Origin of the sequence: Tardiphaga sp. OK245 (assembly GCF_900108575.1) — a bacterium.
Taxonomy (GTDB): domain Bacteria; phylum Pseudomonadota; class Alphaproteobacteria; order Rhizobiales; family Xanthobacteraceae; genus Tardiphaga; species Tardiphaga robiniae.
The window spans coordinates 539,895-559,763 of the sequence record NZ_FNWZ01000005.1 but is presented as its reverse complement, the minus strand read 5'-3'; the positions used below and the strand labels follow the sequence as shown (position 1 = coordinate 559,763).

Below are 19,869 nucleotides of genomic sequence, written 5' to 3'. Positions count from 1 at the left end.
GAGGCAGCCATGGCCGTTGTCACCCTCGACAAACTCTCCAAACAGTATGGGCCGACCGGTCCGGTGGTGGTCGATAAGGTCGATCTTCATATCGGCGACGGCGAATTCATGGTTCTGCTCGGGCCCTCAGGCTGTGGCAAGTCGACGACACTGCGCATGATCGCAGGCCTGGAAGAGATCAGCTCCGGCAAGCTCTCGATCGGCGATCGCGTGGTCAATCAGGTGCCGGCCAAGGATCGCGACATCGCGATGGTGTTTCAGTCCTATGCGCTCTATCCGCATATGAGCGTTGCGGACAATCTCGCCTTCGGTCTGCGCCGGCGCAATTTCGCCGCTGCCGAGATCGAACGCCGGGTGCAGGATGCGGCGAATATTCTTGGTCTGACGCCGCTGCTAACGCGCAAGCCCAGCGCGCTGTCCGGCGGCCAGCGCCAGCGTGTCGCACTCGGGCGCGCCATGGTGCGCGAGCCAATGGTGTTCCTATTCGACGAACCGCTGTCCAACCTCGACGCTGCACTACGCGTCAACACCCGCAGCGAGATCATCAAGCAGCACAAGCGGCTGGGATCGACGATGATCTATGTGACCCACGACCAGGTCGAGGCCATGACCATGGGAACGCGGATCTGCGTCATGAATGCCGGTCGCGTTGCTCAGATCGGCGCGCCGCTCGACGTCTATTGGGAGCCGGCGGACACGTTCGTCGCCCGATTCCTGGGATCGCCACCGATGAATCTGGCGACGGCGGTTGTCGCTTCGGCCAATGAAAGCTCTGTGGCACGAAGCCAGAGCCTTGAGACGGCGCTGACGCGCTGGTCGCCTCAGTTATTGGGAAAGCTGGTAGACCAAAAAGTGACAATCGGCGTGCGCGCCGAGGATTTGCATATCAACAAGGCGGCGTTGGGCAGCGCGCCTGCGGGCCATGTGCGGGGGCGTACGATCGCGGTGGAGCCGTTGGGCGCGGAAACCTTGCTGTTGGTCGAAATCGAACCCGGCGTGGAGTGGACGGCGCGATTGCCGCGTCATGTGCCTGTCGCCATCGACGAGACCGTCGATCTGTATTTCCCGGTCAATGCAGTCTTCGTGTTTGACGCAACGACGGGCCGGGCCGTCATCGGCGAGAAGCGTCGGGATATCGGGCAATGAGCAAGCCGTTGCGGATCGGATTGATTGGTGCGGGGTGGGTCACGCAATATCATCTGCTGGCATGGCAGAAGCTCGCGGGGCGTGCCGCGGTCGTCGCGATCGCCGATCCCTCGTCGGAGAATGCTGCTGCGCGCGCCCGGCAGTTCGGTATCGGGCAATGCTTTTCGCGCGCGGAAGACATGCTGGCGGCATGTGAACTCGATGCGGTCGATATTGCTGCGCCGCGAGCCTTCCATGCGCCTTTGGTACGCCTCGTCGCCGATCGTGGTCTGCCGGTGCTTTGCCAGAAGCCGCTCGCCCCGACACTCGCAGAAGCCGAGGCGTTGGCTCGTGATGTCGAGGGTCGCATCCGGTTGATGGTGCATGAGAACTGGCGCTTTCGTGCACACTATCGCGATGCCGCATCCTGGATCAGGGACGGTCGTATCGGGGCGGTGACAGCTGCCCGTCTGACGCTGCTGACATCGGGCACGATTCCCGATGCAAACGGCCAATATCCTGCGATCGAGCGCCAGCCGTTCATGCGCGGCGAGTCCCGCATGCTGGTGGCTGAAGTGCTAATTCACCATCTCGATACTTTGCGCATGCTGCTAGGCCCGCTGGATGTGATCGCGGCGGCGCTGACCCAAACATGTCCGGATATTGCGGGTGAAGACGGTGCCGTGATCCAGATGCGATCCCGCGGCGGCGCCGGTGTGTCGTTGTTCGCGAGCTTTGCAGCTCATGGCGCGCCGATATCGCAGGCCGATCAACTCGAAATCCTTGGCACGATTGGCTCAATTCGGCTCGAAGGTACGCAGCTGAAGCTGACGGACGCGCAAAGCGAGATCCGCGCCTACGATCTCGCTGCGACCTATCAGGGTTCCTACGATGCGACCATCGCGCATTTCATCGATGCGCTGCAAAGCAGCGCGCCTTTCGAGACCTCTCCCGCGGACAATCTGCAAACCCTGCGCCTTGTCGAGGATTGCTACCGGTTGTCAGGGCGCGAAGCATCTCGAGGCAATGCCAGATGACCGTCACCAAAATTGCGTCACGCGCCGATGAACAGGCCGAGATCATCCGACGTGTCGAAGAGGATATCATCTTTGGTCGATTACCGCCCGGCGCGCGGCTGATCGAAGACAACCTGATGGAACGCTATGGTGCCTCGCGGCACTTCGTGCGCCAGGCGCTGGTGCATCTCGAGCATACCGGCATCGTCCAGAGGGAGAAGAATGTGGGCGCGACGGTGCGTTCCTATTCGACGGCTGAGGTGAAGCAGATCTATGAAGTGCGCGAGATGCTCACGCGCCAGGCCGCACTGATGATCCCGTTGCCAGCCAAGGCGTCGCTGATCATGGAGCTCGAAGCCATTCAAGCAGAATATGTGCGGTATGCCGAGCGCGGCGATTTGCGCGGCATTCACGACACCAATGACGCGTTCCACATCGCTCTGTTTGCGGCGTGCGGAAACCCGTATCTGGTGCGATCGCTGCAGGATTACATGGGCCTGACACTGCCCATGCGTGCCAAGAACCTTGCCGATCACAACGGGCTGCAGGTGTCGATCCAGCAGCACGATATGATGATTTCACTGCTGCGTGGCAACGACAATTGGGCGCTGTCGCAGCTCTGCGTCGAGCACATGCACTCCAGCAAGGCCGATTACCTGCAACGCGTGGCCGTGCCCGGCCCAAATCTAGGGCCGGACTGACAGGCCAACACGCATATCGATTCCGCATCTCGAAAAAGGACAGGACATGGATCTCGGACTTCAGGGCAAGGTCGCGCTGGTGCTTGGCGCCGGTGGCGGCCTTGGAAGCGCTATCGCGAAGACGCTGGCGAGTGAAGGCGCGCGTGTCGCGCTTGCCGACATCGACGCGGCCGCGCTCGATCGTGTCGTCGCGGAGATCAAGCAGGGTGGAGGCGACGCGATGGCCGCCGCTTTCGATCTGGCCGATCGTGCCGCGATGGATGCGCGCGTCAGTGCCATCGAGGCAGCGTTCGGCCCCATCGACATCCTTGTCAACAATACCGGTGGGCCGCCGCCGACGCCTGCTGCCGGGCAGGACCCGGAACTGTGGAGCAGGAGCTTCGAGCAGATGGTGCTGTCGGTCATCACGCTGACCGATCGCGTATTGCCCGGCATGCGCGCCCGCAAATGGGGACGTATCGTGACATCGACATCGTCTGGCGTGGTGTCGCCGATTCCCAATCTCGGCATTTCGAATGCATTGCGATTGTCGCTCGTGGGCTGGTCGAAGACGCTGGCCCGCGAAGTTGGGCGTGACGGCATCACAGCCAATATCGTGCTTCCAGGCCGGGTTGCCACCAGTCGCATCCGTTTCCTGGACGAGCAGAAGGCAAAGCGTGAAAGTCGCTCCGTCGAGGACGTGTCTGCGGAGAGCACCGCCAGTATTCCTGCCGGCCGTTATGGTGAGCCACAAGAATATGCTGATGTGGTCGCCTTTCTCGCCAGCACCCGCGCATCTTACGTCAACGGCTCGGTCATCCGCGTCGATGGTGGTCTCGTTACTAGCATCTGAAGGATCAAATCATGGCTCTCGACGCAACCGCCTCTGGCGTCTTCCCAATCGCCCCCACCCCGTTTCATCCCGATGGTCGTCTTGATGAGGCCTCGCTCGGCACATTGATCGACGGATACCTCAAGGCTGGCTCAACCGGCGTCACGGTGCTTGGCATCATGGGTGAGGCGCCGAAGCTCGAGCCCGAGGAATCGATCGCGATTGCTAAGCATTTCGTGAAGGGTTTCGGAAAACTGCCGGTGATCGTCGGCGTTTCGGCGCCCGGTTTCGCAGCGATGCGCGCGCTGTCGCGAACCGTGATGGAGAACGGCGCGGCGGGTGTGATGATTGCTCCTGTGCCGAGCCTGCGTACCGACGATCACATCACCGGCTATTACCGTCAGGCGATCGAAGCGATCGGATCCGACATTCCGTTCGTGATCCAGGACTATCCTTTGACACTGTCGGTACAGATGACACCGAAAGTCATCCGCCAGATCGTCCAGGAGAACCCGTCCTGCGTCATGCTCAAGCATGAAGATTGGCCGGGTCTTGAAAAGATATCGACGCTGCGTGCGTTCCAGGCTGAAGGGTCGTTGCGGCCGATCTCGATTCTGACCGGGAATGGCGGACTGTTCCTCGATTTTGAAATGGAGCGTGGCGCAGACGGCGCGATGACCGGCTACGCGTTCCCTGACATGCTCGTCGAGCTGGTCAAGCTGCAGAAGGCCGGCAAGCGCGACGAGGCGCATGATTTGTTCGACGCGCACTTGCCGCTCTTGCGTTACGAGCAGCAGCAAGGTGTGGGCCTTGCGGTGCGGAAATATGTGATGATGAAGCGCGGATTCCTGGTATCGGATGCTCAGCGCAAGCCCGGCTCGGCCCTCTCGGCGAAGGCGCGCGAGGAAGTCGACTATCTGCTGTCGCGTTTGGAGCGGGCTGTGAGGTAATCGGTCACAAGCGGCGCCCGCTTATGGCGTTAAGGCGATATTTGCACCCCTCCTAGTGCACCGTCGCAACTCTAGATCCCGTCGGGCGAGCGGAAGCAATTAGCCTAGGTAAGCATGAGCCCCACCACGATTCGACCACCTGGGACATCGTCGTATTCGATCGCCGCCGAGAAAAACCCGTTCTAACTGTTTCGGTACTGCGCTGCGACCAGCACCAACGTCGGCTAAAAGAGAGCCCTGTGTCTATGTTGGAGCTTTGAGGCTTTGGCGAATACACAACCGCTATGAGTGCATGCCCACGGATCCAGAACGGGCATCTAGCTTTTGCGCTGCGATCACGACTTCGAGGCGATTACGAACCTGAAGCTTTTGCATCAGGAGTGTCATGTAATGCTTCACAGTTTTTTCACTGATATGGATTGTCAGTGCAATCTCCTTGTTTGTTTTTCCATGCAACAGGAGACGGACGATTTGCTGTTCGCGCGTGCTAAGCTTGACCGCTTCCGCAGCCCGTCGGCGCAATGACGTGTCTCTCAGTGCCGCAATAACGCGGCTTGCAAAATGCTGTGTAATATAAGTCTCACCTCCAACGGAAGCTATTATAGCGTCGATGAGTTCGCGAGCGCTGCTGCCCTTTAACACGTAGCCGCTTGCGCCTGAATCAAGCGCCCGGATTGCAGGTTCGACCCCTGTTGCGGCTGTGAAGGCAATAACCTTCGTCGAAGGTTCCAAAGTGACTGTTGAAGTTATGGCCGCGTAGACGTCTCCAGGCATATTTAGGTCAACCACCATGACTTGTGGCTTTGTCGTCCTGCAGATTTCAATCACATCGTCCGCTGAACCGCCGGTGGCCAGAATTTGAAACCCGCCGGTTCGCAGGAGCAATGAGGTAACTGCTTCGACCATCAATGGATGGTCGTCTATCAAAGCAATGGAGATCATGTCCGGACGCCTCACAATATGGCCGAGATCTCTATGAATAAACGCGCATAAAAAATATGCACACAGACTAAGCTCTCCAAGATCAGTGTGTAAATAGAAATTCTTGCGGCCAACCTCATCGCTTTTTGGACATTGTCGATGGTCATTTTGAGTCGACCGCTAATGCCGCGGAAAGGTGACTTTCACGCACATTGTTTCCTCGGTTCGATTTGTACTGAAGCTGCCACCCAAGGCTTCGACACGGCGGCGCAGCCCGGGCAGCCCTAGTCCGCCTATCCGCATCTTGTTCTCATACGAAAATTGCGCACGATTGGTGATAGTGATGGTGATGCACTGATTAGTTTCGTATGCGACTAAACGCTGCTCTTGGCCCTTTCCATGAATGTAGGCATTATTCAGTCCCTGCTGAACTACGCGAAATACGCATACACGAAGTGCTGCGGAAGCTTCAAAAGCTATTGGGCCTACTGTGCGTTTGACCGATGTGCTTGTGATCTTCTCATGATGATCTATAGCAAAATTCAAAGTTTCAGCGATGCTAAGTCCATCGAGTTCGGGTAACACGAGACCAACTGAGATGTCGCGCAGTTCCCGGAGAATGGTGGCTGTAAGATCTACGACATTGGTTTTCAACTCGCTTTCTGATTTATCAATATCCAGCTCCGAGTGATTTTGATAATTTAGTTCGCTGAGTTTGAGAGCTAGAATGCTGACTAGTTGCACTGGACCATCATGCAGGTCTTGACCGATCTGACTCAGCAAGCGCTCGTTTGAGTGAAATACATCGTCCTTGAGCGCCTCGGAGATTTGTCGAAGCTCAACGTTCTGAATTGACAATGCCGTGGCTTCGGTCACCTTTTTCTGAAGTTCCCGTCGCTGGCCTGTCACAACGGCGCTAGCCCGCCACACCAGAAATAGAAGAGCCAGCATCATTGGGGCAGTCACTGCGCCTACCACACCTATCGCAGCCCAGCGAAACGACTTCAATTCAGACTGCAAGCGAAGGCCGCTATTATAAATTTCACCCACGGCAATGATTTCGCGGGTACCGCTTCGATAAATTGGTGCGTATATCTCTATGAGAGGCAGCTCTAGATGTCGTTCTGCTTGGTTCTCTTCCTTTCCTAAATTGGTTAGCGAGCCAAATGCGCTGCCACTAAAGGCAGTGTCCAATTGAAGCGACGGAAATTTCTGGCCGACTAGCTGTTTGTCAGTCGCAAATATTAGCGTGCCGTCCCGCAGCCAGATCTTTACAGCCTTGGTGCGGTCGCCAAGTGCTATTTTCAATAATTCGTCCAGTTTTTCTGTCTGCCGCTGCGAAAGCGTCTTGGACGTAGCAAGCTCTTGGAGGGATGGACCGAGGAGTATGTCGATTACAATGGCACCTTCCTCCGCAGCAGTCTGCGTCAGGCTGGACTCAAGCTGGCGGGAGATGAAGTAGGACAGGAGAGCCATCGAAAGGAAAATAGTAGCGGCCGCTGCGCTCAAGAACTGCCGAAGGAGTCTTGATCGTTTGCCAAGACCGCCGGATTGAAAAAACATTCGGCCTCCATTGCGCAGCATAGTCGCGAGCTTGGCAATTTTAAATTTTCAGTTGATTGTCGGGGCTTTCACTCTGTTGGCCGTCTTTTCAAGGTGGCAGGCGGAGATTAATGCTTCGAGTCGATTTCTAGCGTGCATTTTCTGCGTCAGGCGTGCCACGTGGTGCTCAACATCCGTCTTGCAAATCCGCAGAGCGTCGCTGATCTCCTCATTGGACTGATCGCGTACAAGTAATCGAATGATCTGTTCGTCGCGCATATTCAACGTTACCGCTTCCGCGGCTCTTCGACGAAGCGTTTCATTTTTTAAAGAAAAGGCAGCCTGAGCCGAAAAAGCTTTCGTGATATATGTTTGCCCTTGATCGACAGCCGCGATGGCGCTCAGAAGGTCCGCTGTAGCGTTGAGTTTAAGCACATAGCCCATCGCGCCCGCGTTTAGTGCCCGCACAGCAGGCGCTACGCCGGAGGCGGCGGTAAAAATCAGTACTTTCGTTTCGGGCGACATGAGGGTCACAATCTTTATTGCGCTAAAAATGTTTCCTGGCAGATCGACATCAGTTATCAAAACGCGCGGCCGGCTTCTGGACGCGACACAAATTACGTCATTGGCGTTTGCCCCGGTGTCTACGATTTTAACGCCCGCCGTTCGGCCGACCAGAGCGCTGACCGCCTCGATCATCAGAGGATGGCCGTCCACCACAGCAATATCCACCACTTTCATTGCTTTTGACCTCGCTAAATAATCAACGAAGGGCGATCGGCTTGTCGAGAACGCTGAGCATTGATGAGTGTCAGGTTGCATGCTTGGAAACCGCGCCGTCGGAGACGTTGCGTGTATTCCGTGACGAGCACCGCCGAGTGTAGTTGATGTGACTTCACGGCCGGCGAGACAATATTCGTGAAGGTCGCATTAGAAAGAATGTCAGGGGACGATCGTTCCTCATTCTCTATCGTCTGGTTGCTTGTGGTCAAGCTGCTGAGTGTCGAACAATCCCCGCCCGACTTCGCGGTGCACCAGATTTTCCTGCTGCAGCGCGGGTCGCTATTAATTTACCGATCCTCAGACAAAGGTCTGATGATCGTGCGACCTTTGACTTAGCGACGCTCAGACCTTTCTCAGTTTCTTCGAAGCCGGAGCAGGTGCAACTTGTAGAGCATCTCGACCGTCAGAAAAATGGCCAGACCCGTGGCCAATGACGGCATGGCTCTAGCAACAGGAGAGCACTATGGTCTCGTACATCAGAAGCGATCTCGATTTCATCCTCGCGCAGATCAAGATCGCTGAGGACCATGCGTTGTTCGAACGGACGGGCGGCGCTCAGGGCAAACCCCTGTTCGGACCGACCGGGTCCATACCGACCTACAATCTTAGTTGGGGCCTGCGCACGGTCGACGGGACATACAACAACTTGCTGAACCCGCAGCTGGGTGCTGCTGACAATGAATTTCCCGAGGGGCTGGGCACCCAATTCCGCACCATCATGGTCGATCCCGACGGGCCGGGGCCCGCGCCGATGGTGCCCGTCACCTATACGCCGGGTGTCGATAATGACGGCCCCGGAACTGCCGGTCCCGGCGATGTGTTCGATCCCTATGTCCGAACGATCTCCAACCTGATCGTGGATCAGACGCTGGGCAACCCGTCGGCCATTTTGACCGGGCTGCAGCGTGCCGGGATAGTGGCGCCGGCCGACCAGATGACTGTCACGGCGCAGATTTCGGCCGCGTACGCGCCGCTCGCTGACGAGTTCAAGGCTGTGTCCGACGCCGAACGGGCGGATGCGGAAGCGCAGGCCGCATTGTCCGCCAGCCCAGGCAATCAAGCTCTTATAGATGCGGCCGCAGTCACCGCAGCGAACCTCTTAGCCGCACAGACGGCTCTGGACGCTGTTGATGATGACCTTATGGCGATGCTCAGCACGAACGGCATCGAGCTCGAAGGTGCCAACGTCAAGATCACCAACACGGCCCCGGACGAGGGCCTGTCTGCACCCTTCAACTCATGGTTCACACTCTTCGGCCAGTTCTTCGATCACGGGCTCGACCTCGTCGCCAAAGGCGGCAACGGCACCGTATTCATCCCGCTGATGCCGGACGATCCGCTATACGTTCCCGGTGGAACGACCAATTTCATGGTGCTGACTCGCGCCACCTTGGCGGGACCTGGCGCCGATGGCGTGATGGGAACCGCGGACGATACCGACCGTCCCGTCAACACCACCACCTCCTTCGTTGACCAGAACCAGACCTATACCTCGCACCCGTCACATCAGGTGTTCTTGCGGGAATATGAGCTTAACGCCGCTGGTGAGCCGGTCGCAACCGGCCGACTCATCGAGGGCGTCAATGGTGGTATGGCGACCTGGGCCGACCTGAAGGCGCAGGCACGCAACATCCTCGGAATCGAACTGGTCGATGCTCATGTCGGCAATCTGCCTCTGCTTGCAACCGACGCATACGGCAACTTCATCCCGGATCCTGTTACGGGTTTCCCGCAGGTCGTGATGGCGGGGCCGCCACAGTTCTTGGCTTCAGGCACCCCTGGCGCCCCGTTGAGCCTCGTGAATTTTGTGGCGGATGGCCCGGACGCCGATGCGTTGCCTGACCTAGTCCATCTGGCGGTCCGGACCGGTCACGCCTTCCTTGCCGACATCGCGCACAATGCAGTTCCGACGGGTCTCCAGGATGGCGACATCACAATCGGGTTGGGCAACCCGGAGAACGGGCCAGCCGAAGACGGTTCATACGACAACGAACTCCTCGACGCGCATTTCGTCGCCGGTGACGGCCGCGCCAACGAGAACATCGGCTTGACCGCCGTCCATCACGTCTTCCATTCCGAGCATAACCGGCTCGCCGAACACACCAAGGCCGTCGTATTGGCGGACGCTACAGCGATGCTCGACGGAGGCGCATCGCAGGCGGAGGCGGTGGCATTCCTGAACGAATGGCTGATCAATGACGTGGCGGCTGTGCCGGCTAGCGCGGCGGGCCTCATTTGGGATGGCGAACGCCTGTTCCAGGCGGCCAAGTTCGGCACCGAGATGCAGTATCAGCATCTGGTGTTCGAGGAGTTCGCCCGCAAGATCCAGCCCAATATCAACGTGTTCCTGGTTCCCGACGGCTACGATGTCACACTCGACCCCTCGATCGTCGCCGAGTTCGCGCATGTGGTCTATCGCTTCGGCCACTCGATGCTGACCGAGACGATTGATCGCTTCGACCCGAACTTCAACTCAGACCATATCGGCCTGATTGAAGGTTTCCTCAATCCGCTGCAGTTCATGAACAACGGCACCACCGGGACCGTCAATGCCGACATCGCGGCGGGTGCCATCATCCGCGGCATGACGCGACAGGCCGGCAACCAGATCGACGAGTTCGTCACCAGCGCATTGCGCAACAACCTGCTGGGCCTGCCGCTCGATCTCGCGACCATCAACCTGGCCCGTGGCCGGGACACCGGCGTGCCCACGCTGAACGAGGCTCGGCGGCAGTTCTACGAGGCAACCAACGAAGACTCCCTGCTCAAGCCCTATGAGAGCTGGGTCGATTTCGCCGGCCATCTCAAGAACGAAGCCTCCATTATCAACTTCATCGCATCCTACGGCACCCATGCGCTGATCACGAGCCAGACGACGCTTGAGGGCAAGCGCGACGCGGCGCTGACCATCATCAGCGGTCTCTCTGTCGGCGGCCTTGCGGTTCCAGCAGACGCGTCTGACTTCCTCAACGGTCTGGGCGCCTATGGCGCAGCCGGAGCGCTTGGCGGTCTCAACAACGTCGACCTCTGGATTGGCGGCCTTGCGGAAGCGATCATGCCCTTCGGTGGCATGCTTGGCTCCACCTTCAACTTCGTCTTCGAAGTCCAAATGGAGAACCTGCAGAGTGGCGACCGGTTCTATTACCTGCAGCGCCTTGATGGTCTGCATCTGTTCGGTGAAATGGAGAACAACTCCTTCGCTGCGATGATCATGCGCAATACCGACGCAACTCACCTGCCGTCGGATGTGTTCTCCACTCCCGGTCTTATCCTGGAAGTGAATCCAACCCGCCAGTTCAACGACCTAAACGGCGATGGGATACTTGAGAGCACCGATCCGGTGGGCGGCGGCATCCTGACACCCCTGGTGGTCCGTAACGACCCGACGACCCCCGGCACAGACACAAACTACCTGCGCTACACCGGCGGCGAACACGTGGTTCTCGGCGGCACTGAGCTTGCGGACACCTTGATTGCCGGTATCGGTGACGACACGCTGTTCGGCGACGGTGGTAACGACAAGCTCGAAGGTGGCTTCGGCAACGACATCATCAACGGTGGCGATGGCGATGACATCATCAAGGATAGCGGCGGCGACGACAACATCAAGGCCGGTGCCGGCAACGACGTGGTACATGCCGGACCCGGCCTTGATCTCGTCATGGGCAATGACGGTCAGGACTTCATCTTCCTGGGCACCGACATGGGCTCGGAGGTCTTCGCCGGAACCGGCAACGACTTTATCTACGGCAACAAGAACGCTGAGCGCATTCTCGGCAACGAGGGCAATGACTGGATCGAAACCGGGACCTTCGACGGCGCGCCGGGCGATAACTTCGACGAGATCTTCTCGCACGACACCATTGACGGGCACGATGTATTCCTGGGCGATGGCGGGTTCGACGAGTTCATCGGCGAGGGCGGCGACGAAATTTTCGTCGGTAGCGCCGGCCGCGGCAAGATGGTGGGCATGTCCGGCTTCGACTGGGCAACCTACAAGGACAATCCGAACTTCGTGAACGCCGACCTGTCGATCCCGATCATATTCGACGAGGCCCCGACGCTGCCCCAGAATGCTGCGCTCGACGAGTATGAGTCGGTCGAAGGCCTGTCGGGCACGCGGTTCAATGACGTGCTGACCGGCACCAACCTACTCGCCGCCGATCGCCTCCCCACTCTCCAGGGGGGTACCGAAGGCTACCAGGGCAGTGCACTCGACGCCGAAGGCATCGCCTTGATTGCCGGTCTGCAGGCGGTTCTGGGCGCTGGCGTCACTGAGTATAGCGCCGGCGACATCATTCTTGGCGGCGACGGCAGCGACCGTATCACCGGCCAGGAAGGCGACGACATCATCGACGGCGACAAATGGCTCGACGTGCAGATCGGCGTTTTCGCACCCGGTGATACCGAGCATGCGGGCATACCGATCGCGCTGCATAATTCCATGACCACCCTTGCAGCCAGCATGTTCAATGGCACCATCAATCCGGGCCAGCTGGGTATCGTCCGCACGATCCGGAACAGCACCACGCAGGAAGCCAATGGCGAGACTGTCGACAGCAACGGTGTTGCAGACGTCGACACGGCCGTGTTCTCCGGCGCACGGGCCGAATATGACATCACCTTCAATCCCAATGGCACCATTACCGTAGCCCATACCGGGGGTCTGGCGACCGACGGTACGGACACGCTGCGTAACATCGAGGTCTTGGACTTTACCGACCAGGACATCTCGCTGCTGGCCCCGACGCTGGATCTCAACGGCGACGTCATCACCACGACAACCACGACAGTTGCGCAAGCCTATCGCGACACGTTCGATACCGCTGCTCATAACAACAGCAACGGCAGCGTAGCTTGGGGCGGGGCACCCTGGGTCGAGACCAACGATACCACGACCGGCAATGTGGTCACCGGCGGCCAGATTCAGCTCGACAATGGAACCAACGAGCTGCGCTTCACCGCCGGCGACGGTGCGCAGATCACGCGCACTGTCAATCTCAGCGGCGTGACGACCGCCACGCTTTCATTCGATTACGATCGGAACAACGGCACCAGCAGCATCGATGCCGGCGAGTCCATTGTAGTTCAATACTCTCAGTCCGGATCGTTTGCGCCTGGAAGTTTCACGGTCCTGACGACGATCAACGAAACCTCAGGAGGAGGCGACGGCGCGGATACGTTCAGCGTTGCTCTGAATCTCATTGGTGCAGGTCCGAATTCGGCGATCCGGTTCGTCTCCAGTGCGATCAGCGCCGGCGAATATGTCCTGATCAACAACTTCAACATCGCGACCACAACCACCACGACCACCACTACGCCCGGCACTCCAGGCAACAACTATGTGACGAACTACGTAGAAAATGGCGCGGCCGTCGCAATCGCCGCTGGTTCTCGGATCACCGATGACGGCGCGACCATGGCCTCGGCCCGTGTCATTCTCACAAATGCCAGTGCAGGCGATCTGCTGACGGTACTTGGTGGGCTGCCAGGCGGCATCACATCGGCGGTCGACACCAGCGTTGCCGGTCAGATCACCTTGACCCTGATTGGCAGCACCTCGCTCGCCAACTACCAGACAGCGATCGGGCAGGTCCGCTACTCCAACAACTCGGAGAATCCGACCGTTGGCGCACGCACCCTACAAGTCACTGTCAATGACGGCCTGCTCGACAGCGCGGTCGCCACGACGACAGTGAATGTTACCGCCACGAACGACGCACCGGCCGCCAATAACGACACGGTCATCACCAACGTGGCCGCCAACACCTCGTTCTCCATTTTGCAGGCAGCCCTGCTCGCCAACGATACGGACCCCGAGGGTTCCCCGATCACTATCACTGCAGTGGGCGGTGCCACCGGCCTTGCAGCTGGACCGGCACTGGGGGCGGGGGTTATCACCCTCTCCGATGATGCGACAGCCGGCGGCTCCTTCACCTACACCAGCAGCGACGGGACTTTGACCGACCCGGCCACGGTGACGATCAACCGCGTTACCACGGCCAACATCACCGGCACCGGAGCTAACGACATCATCGTCGGCAACACCGCCGTCAATGCGATTACCGGCGGTGCCGGCAATGACCACATCAATGCCGGCGACGGCGGCGACACGGTTAGCGGCGGCACCGGTAACGACACCATCCTCGCCGGCACCGGTAACGACACCATCAACTGGAATGCCAACGCGGCGGGCGATACCGACGGCTTCGACATGGTCAACGGCGAGGCCGGTGCAACCGACACCTTCGTGGTGAACGGACGAGACGGCACTGCCGAGACTTTCATAATCTATGCCAGGGCAGCAGCCCTGGCAGCTGGGGTCCAGGTAACCGGAGCCAATAGCGAGATCATCATTACTCGCACGGTCGCCGGCACGACGACGGTCATTGCTGAACTCGACAATATCGAGGAGATCTCGGTCAATACGCTCAATACCACTATCAACAACGGCAACAATCCGACAACTCCGGATGGAGGTACGAGTAACGGCGACACGATCCAGGTCATCGGCAATTTCAATGCGCCGTTCACGAGCCTGAACTTCAGCACCATCACCATCGACGGCAATTCCGGTGATGATACTGTCGATATCTCGGCCCTGACCTCGGCGCACCGCATCGTGTTCCGCTCGAACGGCGGTAACGATACTATCATCGGGACGTTGCGGCCGCAGGACGTGATCCGGCTGCCGGAAGGGGCAGTTCCAGGCGATTACGAGGTCACGACCGATGCGAATGGCGTGACGACGATGACGAGCGCCAGCCAGAGCATCTCCTTCACCAGTCCGGATGGCCTCCCGCAGTTCGGCGACCATGACGACGACGATGACGAGGATGACGACGATACGGCTGGCAACGACGATAGCGATGATGACTGTGAGGACGACGATGACACCGATGCTGCCGGTTCAGGAACCGGTGGTGTTCGAGCCGGAACGGCTCAGGCCGACGTACTGGTCGGAACGGTACAGGACGACAACATCGTCGCTTTCGACGGAGACGATGTCGTGATGGGGCACGCTGGAGCCGATGCGATTTCGGCAGGCGCCGGAGCGGATTTCGTCAATGGTGGTGACGGCAGGGATGTCATCTTCGCCGGCAGTGGTGACGACCAGGTGTTCGGTGGTGGCCATGCCGACATGATCTACGGTGATGCAGGTGCGGATCGCATCCTGGGCGAGGCAGGCAACGATTTCATCAATGCCGGTGCAGGAGATGACTCCGTGTTCGGCGGTGCCGGCAACGATCTGATCGTGGCCGAGATCGGCGACGGCAACGACGTCTACTTCGGCGACGACAGTGACGGCGGCAACGGCATCGACACGCTCGACATGTCCGCGGCGACCGTGAACGTTACGGTCAACCTGGGATCCGGGCCCATGTCGAACGGAACGGCGTCCAGTTCCCAGACGGGCAACGACACCATCTGGGGCATTGAGAACGTCAATACCGGGTCCGGCAGCGACACCATCACCGCGAGCAATGTAGTCAACGTGATGCATGGCGGAGCTGGTGGCGACACGTTCAGGTTCACTTCGGCTTCGGCCGCCGAGGGCGACACCATTCTCGGCTTCGAACCCGGTGACCGGCTCGATCTGACGGCCATCGACGCAAGCATCGGCGCGGCGGGCGACCAGAGCTTCACGCTGGTCGGCGGCGCCGCCTTCACCGCGGCGGGCCAACTCGCGGTGACCTTCGAGACGCGCGAAGACGGCGAGTTCACCGTCGTCCAGGGTAACATCGACGGGAATACCGATGCGGACTTCAAGTTCGAGGTTGCAGGTCACCATAACCTGACTGCCACGAACGTCGGTCTCTGAGACCAACAGGCAGGCGGCGCCCCGCGCCGCCTGCCTGCCTGTCTTCTCTCCAATTCCCCAATCAGGACGCATAGGCATGGCCAAGTCCAAAGAACTGACGCCAGGCAAGCGGCGGAACCTCGCCGAGCTGACACGCGGCTTCCGCGGCATCGTTATCTTCCTCTTCCTGATCTCGGGGATGATCAACGTGCTGGCCCTGACCGGGTCGCTTTACATGATGCAGATCTACGACCGGGCGCTCACCAGCGGCAGCATTCCAACGCTCTTGGTGCTCTCGACACTGGCAATTGGCCTGTATCTGTTCCAGGGAGCCTTCGACGTGATCCGCTCCCAGGTTCTGGTGCGCGTCGGCGCACGGCTGGACAAGAAAGTGGCGCCGCTCGCGCACCGTGTGGCGATCGATATGCCACGATTCGGGTTCTCGACGTCCGAGGCGCTTGAGCGCGGGCGCGACGTCGATACGGTGCGTGGCTTCCTCGGAAGTCAGGGACCGGCGGCGCTGTTTGATCTGCCATGGATGCCAATCTACTTAGCGTTCATCTACTTCTTGCATCCGTCATTGGGTGCTCTGACTTTCGCGGGCGCCTTCGTGCTCACAGTTCTGACGGTTGTCAGCGAAATTCTCACAAAGCGGCTCAGCCTTTCCACCCGCAAGGCGGCGATCGTGCGCAACACGATCGCCGACAGCAACGCCCGTAATGCAGACGTCCTCAAGGCGATGGGATTCGCCGGCCGCGCCGTGGGGCGCTTCAACGACGCCAACGGCGAACATCTGGAACTGCAAACCAAGGCCAACGATATCACCGGCACATTCGCCGCCGTGTCCCGGGTGCTGCGTATGCTGTTGCAGTCAGCGGTGCTTGGTCTCGGTGCATATCTGACGATCAAGAACGAACTCTCGGCAGGTGCGATCATCGCCTGTTCGGTAGCGTCTGCGCGTGCCCTGGCGCCGGTGGACCTGGCGATTGGCAACTGGAAGTCCTTCATCGCCGCGCGGATGGCCTATCAGCGGCTTCGCGATACGGTGGTGGCGTTAGCGTCCGTCGATCAACCGATGCAGCTTCCCGTGCCGAGCCGGCGTCTTAGCGTTGAAAAAGCGACGGTTGCGGTCCCAGGCTCGGGCCAGGTAATCCTGAGCGATATCAGCTTTGAACTCGAGGCCGGGCAGGCGCTCGGCATCATTGGTCCCAGCGCCGGTGGCAAGACCACCCTGGTGCGAGCCCTGACCGGCATCTGGCCCGTGCTACGCGGCAATGTCCGGCTGGATGGCGCTGATCTCACTCAATGGCGCGAGGACGAAATCGGCCAGCACATCGGCTATCTGCCACAGGAAGTCAGCCTGATGGACGCCACCATCGAGGAGAATATCTGCCGGTTCGAGCCGGCCCCGGATTATCGCAAGGTTGTCGCCGCGGCCCGGGCCGCCGGTGTTCACGACATGATCGTGAAGATGCCCGACGGCTATCGCACCGAGCTTGGGCCGCAGGGCGCGGCGCTCTCGGCGGGACAGCGGCAGCGGGTCGCTCTGGCGCGCGCGCTTTATGGCAATCCGTTCATCGTTATCATGGACGAACCCAATTCGAATCTGGATGGGGAAGGTGAGGAGGCCCTGACAAAGGCGATCGAGGGTATCAGTGCGCGCGGCGGGATCACTATCGTCATTGCCCATCGGCCGAGCGCGCTGGTCGCGGTCGGCCTGGTCGCGATTGTACAGAACGGACGCCTGGTCGCGTTCGGCGACAAGCACGACATCATGACTCCGGGCTTGCGGCCGGCCGCAACTTCAGCTTCCGAGGCTGTCCCTGTCCCGAACGAACCTGCATTCAACGTCGAGGCGCGGAGGCCAGCATGATCACCGTAAAGGCTCTCACGCAGCAAGCGCATGCAAAGCAGACGTTGCGCGAGGATTTTGTCGAGCAGCAGAATGGCAAGCGCAGCATCATCCCCCTTGCCTTTCTGCTCTTCCTTACCGCATGCGCGGCATATCTAAAGAGCTTTTTGCCAATCCGGCTCGAAGCCCGGGACGATAAGGAGGAGCGGGAAGACGACGCATCCGAGCAAGGCGCACCCGTGCAGGACACCGTTATCGGTAGCGCAGATAGCGAGGACGTCACCCCGGTTCTCGCGAAATCGTCAGACAGCGTGAGCCCGCTTCGCATTTCTGCACCATTGGATGCCGCATTTCCGGTAAATGAGAGCCGGGATCCCAAGGAGTCCGTAAGACCGGCGGTGGTTCGGGTAGATACAGGCTCATTCGCCGACGAAATGAAGACCGCGACCGATCATCGCTCGCCTGGCCCGTCTTTGCCGGGAAATGGCGGAGGAGGAGGAGGCGGAGGAGGCGGAGGAGGCGGAGGAGGAGGTGGCGGCCAGAGTCCTGAGCCGCTGCCGCGACTTGGTGTGGTCGACAAGCCTCCTGCTCTTGAGCCCGGGCCGACGGATGCGGATCAAGCCCGAAACCGCGCCCCGCGGGTAACGGGACCAGTGCGTCTACAAGACATGGTCGGTTGTCAGACGTTCCTGATACCGCTGCTGGGGTTGCTCTCCGGAGCTTCGGACGCAGACGGAGATTCCCTCACAGTAGTCGGTTTGTCGTCCTCATCGGGAACGCTCACCCGGACGTCAGACGTCGAATGGGAATTCGTCCGCAACGGTGCCATGACTGGCGATGTGACGCTCACCTACACGATTAGCGATGGTCAGGTGTCCGTTGTTCAGACCGCATATTTCAGTATAGTCGAAGCGCCCCCTATCTTAGGTACTACGGGCGACGACAGCCTGCTCGGCACGCATTGCGCCGACACCATTCTTGGCGGGGATGGCGACGACAATATTGATTCACGCGAGGCGGCTGATCGCATCGCTGGTGATGCTGGCGATGACCACATCGTGTCGGGTTCTGGCAACGATATCGTCTATGCGGGGGCGGGGGAGGACATCGTGTTCGCTGGCGTCGGCAATGACATCGTGTTCGGCGGATCGGGCAACGACTTGCTGTTCGGCGAAGATGGCGACGACACGTTGATGGGCGATGAGGGCAATGATGTCATCTTCGGCGGGGCAGGAAACGATCTCCTGCTGGCGGGCGAAGGAGACGATAAGGCCGAAGGAGGTGACGGTACCGACACACTCTATGGTGGCACCGGTAATGACAAGCTCTCAGGTGGGGCAGGTCGCGATGTTATTGTCGCAGAAGCTGGCAACGACCTGTTGGAGGGCGGAGGCGATAACGATGTTCTTTCCGATGGTGGCGGATCCGACGCGGTTCGGGGCGGTGCGGGCGACGACTACCTGATCGCTGCAGCGGACGCGGCCGACGATATTTATGCAGGCGAGACAGGATCCGACACGCTCGATTATTCCGCATCAGCAGCGGGCATTGTGGCCGACCTGACGGCCAAGAACGTGACCGGCATCGACGTGGGCAGCGACGAGATCTCTAGCATTGAGAGAATTATCGGAGGATCAGGCAGTGACCGCATTTCCGCCGATGCGCTGGAGGCAGTCTGGATGGATGGCGGCGCGGGAGACGACGTGCTGTACGGCGGATCCGGCGATGATCTGCTCGCTGACGGAGCAGGGCGCGATATGGTTCATGCCGGCGAGGGATCTGATCGGGTGGTTGCCGCTGCTGATGCATCCAGTGACGACTACAGCGGCGGTGATGGGCACGATACCTTGGATTATTCATCCGCCACGCTGAGCGTGACGATTGATCTAAGGCGCGGCACCGCAAGCGGGGCCGACGTGGGCGAGGATCTCATCGCTGACTTCGAGGAGGTTATCGGCGGGTCGGGCGACGATCGCCTTATCGCTGGTGCAGGTGATGTCTCCATGAGCGGAGGAGCGGGCGACGACACTTTTGAATTCTATCAGCGGGGCGAAGGCGATCAGTCGGCCATGACCGTACGTAAGATTACCGATTTCACAGTTGGCGATCGGATCGTGGCCGCAACCTACGAAATTAGTTATTTTGGAGAAGTTGGTGCCGAATCCGTAGCCGACTTATTCGACGACATTTACCTATCTGGCGGGGTTGACAATCGCCCGATCCGTTTTCGGTTTGAGAACCGTGACGCTGGCGTCGATGTCACATTGGTGGACGTTCATGATCGCCTTGACGCTGACGACTTCTACTCGATTGAATTGCTCGGACACCACCATCTCCAATTTTCTACAGCTATCACCTGATTCAGTG

The 19,869-nt window shown here is 59.5% G+C and carries 11 protein-coding genes; 8 read left to right on the top strand and 3 right to left on the bottom strand.

Translation table 11 applies throughout. The features are described from left to right. The first annotated feature begins 9 nt into the window (after positions 1–9). The 5 genes from BLW80_RS25730 to BLW80_RS25710 are packed head-to-tail and all read left to right on the top strand — an operon-like array spanning position 10 to position 4,603. Positions 10–1,146 (top strand): ABC transporter ATP-binding protein, encoded by a 1,137-nt coding sequence (locus tag BLW80_RS25730; RefSeq protein WP_093760898.1) that lies wholly within the window; start codon positions 10–12, stop codon positions 1,144–1,146. Continuing rightward, the gene (locus BLW80_RS25725) at positions 1,143–2,162 is read left to right on the top strand and encodes a Gfo/Idh/MocA family protein (RefSeq protein ID WP_093760896.1); all 1,020 of its coding nucleotides are present in this window, start codon (positions 1,143–1,145) and stop codon (positions 2,160–2,162) included. Before BLW80_RS25730 ends, BLW80_RS25725 begins: the two co-directional genes overlap by 4 nt. After that, complete coding sequence (locus BLW80_RS25720; RefSeq protein ID WP_093760894.1) at positions 2,159–2,842, top strand: GntR family transcriptional regulator; 684 nt, start codon at positions 2,159–2,161, stop codon at positions 2,840–2,842. Before BLW80_RS25725 ends, BLW80_RS25720 begins: the two co-directional genes overlap by 4 nt. A gap of 46 nt (positions 2,843–2,888) precedes the next feature. Next, entirely contained in the window at positions 2,889–3,674 is a 786-nt protein-coding gene (locus tag BLW80_RS25715; protein ID WP_093760892.1) for an SDR family oxidoreductase, read from the top strand. A gap of 11 nt (positions 3,675–3,685) precedes the next feature. Then, complete coding sequence (locus BLW80_RS25710) at positions 3,686–4,603, top strand: dihydrodipicolinate synthase family protein (protein WP_093760890.1); 918 nt, start codon at positions 3,686–3,688, stop codon at positions 4,601–4,603. A gap of 282 nt (positions 4,604–4,885) precedes the next feature. Here BLW80_RS25710 and BLW80_RS25705 read toward each other — a convergent pair whose 3' ends face one another. From BLW80_RS25705 to BLW80_RS25695, 3 genes are all read right to left on the bottom strand, one after another. After that, entirely contained in the window at positions 4,886–5,545 is a 660-nt protein-coding gene (locus tag BLW80_RS25705; RefSeq protein ID WP_093760888.1) for a response regulator, read from the bottom strand. A 159-nt stretch (positions 5,546–5,704) separates the two neighbouring features. Further along, positions 5,705–7,087: a sensor histidine kinase gene (locus tag BLW80_RS25700; RefSeq protein ID WP_093761185.1), complete on the bottom strand. Its 1,383-nt coding sequence runs from the start codon at positions 7,085–7,087 to the stop codon at positions 5,705–5,707. Positions 7,088–7,135: 48 nt separating this feature from the next. After that, positions 7,136–7,807, bottom strand: a complete 672-nt coding sequence (locus BLW80_RS25695; RefSeq protein WP_170849803.1) for a response regulator — start codon at positions 7,805–7,807, stop codon at positions 7,136–7,138. Positions 7,808–8,312: 505 nt separating this feature from the next. Here BLW80_RS25695 and BLW80_RS25685 point away from each other — a divergent pair. The 3 genes from BLW80_RS25685 (at position 8,313) to BLW80_RS25675 (ending at position 19,862) form a co-directional block, all read left to right on the top strand. Then, on the top strand, positions 8,313–15,671 hold the full coding sequence (locus tag BLW80_RS25685) for a peroxidase family protein (protein WP_093760882.1): 7,359 nt from the start codon (positions 8,313–8,315) through the stop codon (positions 15,669–15,671). Positions 15,672–15,747: 76 nt separating this feature from the next. Beyond that, positions 15,748–17,523 carry a type I secretion system permease/ATPase gene (locus BLW80_RS25680; RefSeq protein ID WP_093760880.1) on the top strand — a complete coding sequence of 592 codons (1,776 nt, stop codon included), beginning with the start codon at positions 15,748–15,750 and terminating at the stop codon, positions 17,521–17,523. After that, entirely contained in the window at positions 17,520–19,862 is a 2,343-nt protein-coding gene (locus BLW80_RS25675; RefSeq protein WP_093760878.1) for a cadherin-like domain-containing protein, read from the top strand. The genes BLW80_RS25680 and BLW80_RS25675 overlap by 4 nt, the downstream gene beginning before the upstream one ends. The last annotated feature ends 7 nt before the right edge of the window (positions 19,863–19,869 follow it).